This is a genomic window from Neisseria sp. Marseille-Q1983, from assembly GCF_018224585.1.
GTDB lineage: Bacteria > Pseudomonadota > Gammaproteobacteria > Burkholderiales > Neisseriaceae > Neisseria > Neisseria polysaccharea.
Map to the genome: position 1 here is coordinate 1 of NZ_JAGTUI010000067.1, position 5,273 is coordinate 5,273.

A 5,273-nucleotide genomic window follows, 5' to 3' on the forward strand; every position below is an offset into this window, starting at 1 on the left:
AACACAGCCTCATCACCCGCATCGACTTCAACCTGTTTTGCCGCTTTGACGAACTGAGCATTCCCGATTACAGCACCTTATGCCGCTACCGCAACCGGCGGCGCAAGACAACACTCTGTCCGAACTGCTCAAACTGATCAACCGCCAACTGACCGAAAAAGGCCTAAAAGTAGAGAAAGCATCCGCCGCCGTTGTTGATGCCACCATTATTCAGACTGCCGGCAGCAAACAGCGTCAAGCCATAGAAGTTGACGAAGAAGGACAAGTCGGCGGCCAAACCACTCCGAGTAAAGACAGCGATGCCCGTTGGATAAAGAAAAACGGCCTCTACAGACTCGGTTACAAACAACATACCCGTACCGATGCGGAAAGCTATATCGAAAAACTGCATATCACCCCCGCCAATACCCATGAGTGCCACCACCTCTCGCCTTTGTTGGAAGGACTGCCCGAAGGTACGACCGTCTATGCCGACAAAGGCTATGACAGTGAGGAAAACCGGCAACATCTGGAAGAGCGTCAGTTGTTAGACGGCATTATGCGCAAAGCCTGCCGCAACCGTCCGCTGTCGGAAACGCAAACCAAACGTAACCGGTATTTGTCGAAGACCCGTTATGTGGTCGAACAAAGCTTCGGTACGCTGCACCGTAAATTCCGCTATGCGCGGGCAGCCTATTTCGGACTGATTAAAGTGAGTGCGCAAAGCCATCTGAAGGCGATGTGTTTGAACCTGTTGAAAGCCGCCAACAGGCTAAGTGTGTCTGCCTTAGTTACACGCTCATAAAACGGACGCGGCAATTATGGCAATTGTGGAGGTAATTTAAAACAGAATCCTTCAGGCTTCTCTTTTTTATATTCTCAACAGTTTAGCTGTTTTACATTTTAGCAGTTGCGCAGTTTCACAGTCGTATAACTTTGCTAAATTTATAGTTGCAATGTACTAGCTTTAATGAAATAATATATTTAAATTAATTTTGAGGTGTACACTTGCCTGCACCTTACCCAAAGGTCTATAAGATGATTATTTCTTTTCTGAATCAGAAAGGCGGAACAGGTAAAACGACCGTCAGTACCAATGTTGCCGCAGAATTGGCCTACCGTGGTTTTAAAACACTGTTTGTAGATGCAGACCCGCAAGGCACGGCGATGCGCGGAGCCAGTGAACGTCCCGAAGACAAACCCCTACTCTACAATGTTATCGGTATGCCCAATACCAGCATTTCCCAGCAGATTCCCAAAATGCAGGAAGAAAACGGCTACGATTTCGTTATTATCGACGGCCCGCCCCGCATGACTTCCTTGGCTAAAAACATCATCATCACCAGTGATGTTATCGTGATGCCTATGCGGGCATCAGGATACGACGAATGGGCAACTAAGGAGATGGAAGAGCTCGTAGATGAAGCACGGAATTTCAAACCATCTATTATCTCCGCAATCTGTTTCAATGCTTTTGCCAAAAACACCAAGGTTGCAAAGGGCATCTTTCAGGATATTAAAGAGAAAGATTGGTCTTTTTTCGACACACTTATCTCTTCCCGAGCTATTTTTGCAGATGCCGGAACAAGGGGTTTGTCCGTCCGAGAAGTCGATCCGCGCTCTCCTGCCGTAACTGAAATAGAAAACCTTGTTAATGAAATTCTTGCTTTAAGAAAGGACAAATAAATGGCTGTTAAAGAAAAAGATATGTCTGCTTGGCTGTCCGGCAATACGGCAGAAGATGAAAAACCGGCGGAACAATCCCCTCAACCTCAAGAAGAAAAACCGAACTTTAATACAATGGAAGAGCGTCAGGCCCGCCTTACCGTCCCCATCCCCGTTTCCATGCACGTCAGGGTTAAAATTCATTGTGCAAGACACGGTATCACCCAAAACGATATGGTTGCTCAAGCCGTCAGAGAGTATTTGGAACGAAACGGAAGCTGAAATCCGAGTACGAGTATCGGAGGCTAATGAAAATAATTAAGCCTCCAACATTCCCTCTATTGCACCGTAAGCATCCAGAAAACCTATTGCAGACGATGGTTGGAGATCCGATAACGGATTTGAGTGCAAGGCAGTTGAATATTCTGAGGTAACTGGTTGAATACCATTCAAAGATATTCACTGTCAGCCTTCTGATGAGCGAACACGGACTATCGGATGTCACCGTCCGAAAGGATTTGAAAGTTTTGTCTATTCGTGGGTTTCTAACTACCCAATTCAAAGATGGATATACCTTAGAGTACATCGTATCGGATGGTTTGCTTGAACGTCTAGTGGTAAGTTGCGAATAAAAACTACCGCATAATCAGATTGTGTGATGTTTTTTTTGTAGTTACAAGAACGGATTATCGACAAATTTAAAATTTTGCGTATATTTCAAATTAACCTTGGCTGTGTTTTGATATTAGGTTGATACAGGATTTAAGAAGGAATCATGAAATACATGATTCCTTTTCGTTTGCCTATATTAAAAAATAAAGAATAGGGGTTGTTTTTTAATTTTAATCTTTTAACACCTTTTCTCTTTTTTAGCAGTCTTTTTATTTGTCTAGTGTTCTGTATTTAAATGGGTTTATCTCGCCATCATGGCATATATCACACCGTTTATCGGGCAACATCACACCGTTTGTCGTTTTATTTGACACCGTTTGCCGTGCAATTCAGCACCGTCTATCAGGAAATAGCACACCGTTTTGCAGGTATATCGCACCTTTTGGCGTGCAAGACTAAACAGATGGGAAAATAGACATATCACACCTGTTTTCGTGTAAAACAAGCTGTGAACAACATATCTGACATTGATATAACACCATTTATCGTGCTTGAAAAATTCCTCCTAGTTATTAATTTAATTAATTGATGTATATAGATTTTATTCTAAATAATCGGCAATACTGCCTTCAATATCACACCATATAATGTGCTAAATTTCATCAAAAACTTTTGTTAGCTGGAACCCTACCTGTAGGTGTGGTGGGCCGTTAACACGTAGGACGAATGTCCAAGTACCGCTAAGAAGGCGTTAATAAATGTCCTCAAAAATAAGGGCAGCACACATAGCAGTGTGCCTTTTAATGTAAGGTTCAGGATTGATTGTCTTGCAAATGTGATTTCAGCCAAAGATATAACACCGTTTTTCGTGCTTAAAAAATTCACTTATGCTGCTATTTTAATATATTGATATGTATATATTTTTATAATAAATTCTATATAAACACCCTCAATATAACACCTTTTGGTGTGCAAGATTCCTTACCGGTTGAAACCCGTCGCTTGGACATTCGTTCCTTTCTAAATCAGGATGATGCTTTATGTGCTGCCCTTTAAAAACTTATATAACACCGTTTGGCGTGCAACAGTCTTGGGGTTAACCCTTGAATAACAAAAAAATAGAGTGAGTTTTTCATTTTAGTCTTTTAACCCCTTTCTCTTTTCGGTCTGTATATTTCAAAAGAATATATTGAATTTCAAAGATATTGCTGTTGTAAGTTAGGATATATCACACCGTTTATCGGGCAATATCATACCTTTTGTCGTTTTATTTGACACCGTTTACCGTGCAATGCAGCACCGTCTGTCGGGAAATGGCACACCGTTTTGCAGGTATATCACACCTTTTAGCGTGCATAAGGTTCAAGAATCAACTGATCATTTGACACCCTAATCATACAAAGGTAGCATATTGTTTTTATTTAGCGGAACCATCTGTTATGGCTGTTAAAAACCTTGTTGTTAAAGACAATGCGTTAATCAATGCCAGCTACAATCTTGAACTGGTGGAGCAGAGGTTAATACTGTTGTCCATTATTGAGGCTAGGACTACGGGAAAGGGGATTACCGCAAATGACAGGTTGACCATTACAGCCAGCAGTTACATGAATAATTTCCATACCAACCGCAATACGGCGTATAAGGCTTTGAAAGATGCCTGTAACAACCTTTTTGAACGCCAATTCAGTTTTATCGAAAAAACACCAAAAGGGGAAAAGGTAGTACGGACAAGGTGGGTATCTCAGGTCGCCTATATTGAACAACAGGCAACGGTAGAGTTAGTTTTTGCACCAAATGTTGCCCCTTTGATTACGATGCTAGAAAAAAACTTCACAAGCTACGAGCTTGATCAGGTCTCATCGTTGAGCAGTAAATACGCGGTGCGGCTCTACGAAATTATTATTTCATGGCGTGCAGCCGGTAAGACACCGATGTTCAGTACAATGGAGTTGCGCGAACGTTTGGGTGTGATGCCTGACGAGTATCAAAAAATGGAGCTATTCAAACGTAAGGTTTTGGATTTCGCCGTCAAGCAGATCAATGATAAAACGGATATTTCCATTACCTACGAGCAGCATAAAGAAGGACGAAAAATTGTAGGTTTTACATTCTCAATCCTACATAAAATAGGGTCGAAAGACATCCCTCTTGAAAATCAATCGGAACTTTTTGCCGGAATGACTGATTTGGAAGCCGGAACGATACGGGTCAGGGCGGAAGCATATATCGCTTCGCTCATTGCAAAAGGTCAGAACGTGACTAAAGCCCATAGGCTGAATATTCTGAAAAAAGCCGTAGAGGAACGTTGGGGATTTGAAGATGCGACTAAAGATAATGGAGTCAAAAATCCTGAAAACAAAAATGCAAAAGTCGTTTTAACCGAATGGGAAAAGATTTCTAATGGCACACGTTTTGAGGACAAGGATGGAACAATTTGGGTTAAAGATTCAGGTATGCTTAGGACAGAAGAGACAAACAGGTGGATTGCCGATTCTCAGATTGCCAGATTATTTCCTATGTTAACTGTGATGGTTGAGGAAGGTATTTAACCCGGTAGCCCGCGTATTCTACCTGTTTTGCGGTACGGAAACCAATTGAACCTGCTTTACGCTACAATAGAAGATTGCAATTTCGGCAGATGTACCATGAACGATTACACAGCCATGCCGTCTGAAGACGGAGGAATCAGCTCATTATCGCTTCCGCCGCACTCAATGGAGGCGGAGCAGTCAAAATATCGGCAGCGGAACGGGTGGTAGCTTGGAGTACGAAAAATTCAAGCAGTTTCTTTTGAACTCTATTGTTTAATTTACAATTGGTTATCTTTATTTTCGTAGCCTGGCATAACTGCTAATCTACGTCAGCCCCTAAAAATTAATCTAATTTACGATTTTGACATCCTCCCCCGCCTAAAGGGCGGGGGATTCCTACTGCGGTCGGCGGTGTTCTGCCAAACCGCTTCGGCGGGTTCGTGCTGCTGACAACCTTACCGCATTGTTCACTTCACACGCGCTGCG

3 protein-coding genes and 3 pseudogenes are annotated in these 5,273 nt (G+C 42.4%); 5 read left to right on the plus strand and 1 reads right to left on the minus strand.

Translation table 11 applies throughout. The annotated features are described in order from the left end of the window. From KEM39_RS10560 to KEM39_RS10580, 5 genes and pseudogenes are all read left to right on the plus strand, one after another. Positions 1–784 (plus strand): annotated as a pseudogene (locus tag KEM39_RS10560) (IS5 family transposase); the annotation flags it as partial. Between the two features lie 203 nt (positions 785–987). After that, positions 988–1,665, plus strand: a complete 678-nt coding sequence (gene parA, locus KEM39_RS10565; RefSeq protein WP_211709997.1) for a ParA family partition ATPase — start codon at positions 988–990, stop codon at positions 1,663–1,665. Further along, a complete protein-coding gene (locus KEM39_RS10570) occupies positions 1,666–1,926 on the plus strand; it encodes a hypothetical protein (RefSeq protein WP_025457413.1) in 261 nt (86 codons plus the stop codon). A 1,769-nt stretch (positions 1,927–3,695) separates the two neighbouring features. After that, positions 3,696–4,805, plus strand: a complete 1,110-nt coding sequence (gene repM, locus KEM39_RS10575; RefSeq protein WP_211709998.1) for a replication initiation protein RepM — start codon at positions 3,696–3,698, stop codon at positions 4,803–4,805. Positions 4,806–4,901: 96 nt separating this feature from the next. Further along, positions 4,902–4,988 (plus strand): annotated as a pseudogene (locus KEM39_RS10580) (DNA helicase); the annotation flags it as partial. On the opposite strand, the pseudogene KEM39_RS10585 reads toward KEM39_RS10580, so the two are convergent. Beyond that, positions 4,987–5,085, minus strand: a pseudogene (locus KEM39_RS10585) (IS1595 family transposase); the annotation flags it as partial. The pseudogenes KEM39_RS10580 and KEM39_RS10585 sit on opposite strands and share 2 nt — an antisense overlap. Between the last annotated feature and the right edge of the window lie 188 nt (positions 5,086–5,273).